The sequence below is a fragment of the Brevibacillus sp. SIMBA_040 genome (assembly GCF_046535075.1).
Lineage (GTDB): Bacteria > Bacillota > Bacilli > Brevibacillales > Brevibacillaceae > Brevibacillus.
In genome coordinates, this window is the sequence record NZ_JAWRXI010000401.1 from 1 (window position 1) to 236 (window position 236).

Below are 236 nucleotides of genomic sequence, written 5' to 3' on the forward strand. Positions count from 1 at the left end.
TGGGGCTGTAGCTCAGTTGGGAGAGCGCCTGCCTTGCAAGCAGGAGGTCATCGGTTCGATCCCGTTCAGCTCCACCATTTTCCTAAAAAATAATACTTGAAAGTTGATAAGAAGATATGCTAAATTAGTCTTCGTCACTTTTGAGAAATGAGAAAAATCGTCTGGTGATGATGGCGGAGGGGACACACCCGTTCCCATGCCGAACACGGCCGTTAAGCCCTCCAGCGCCGATGGTA

The 236-nt window shown here is 49.6% G+C and carries 1 tRNA gene and 1 rRNA gene; both read left to right on the top strand.

Annotated features, from left to right (window positions below):
• Position 1 precedes the first annotated feature (1 nt).
• Positions 2-77, top strand: a tRNA-Ala gene (locus tag SB752_RS33245).
• A gap of 83 nt (positions 78-160) precedes the next feature.
• Positions 161-236, top strand: a 5S ribosomal RNA gene (rrf, locus tag SB752_RS33250); the annotation flags it as partial.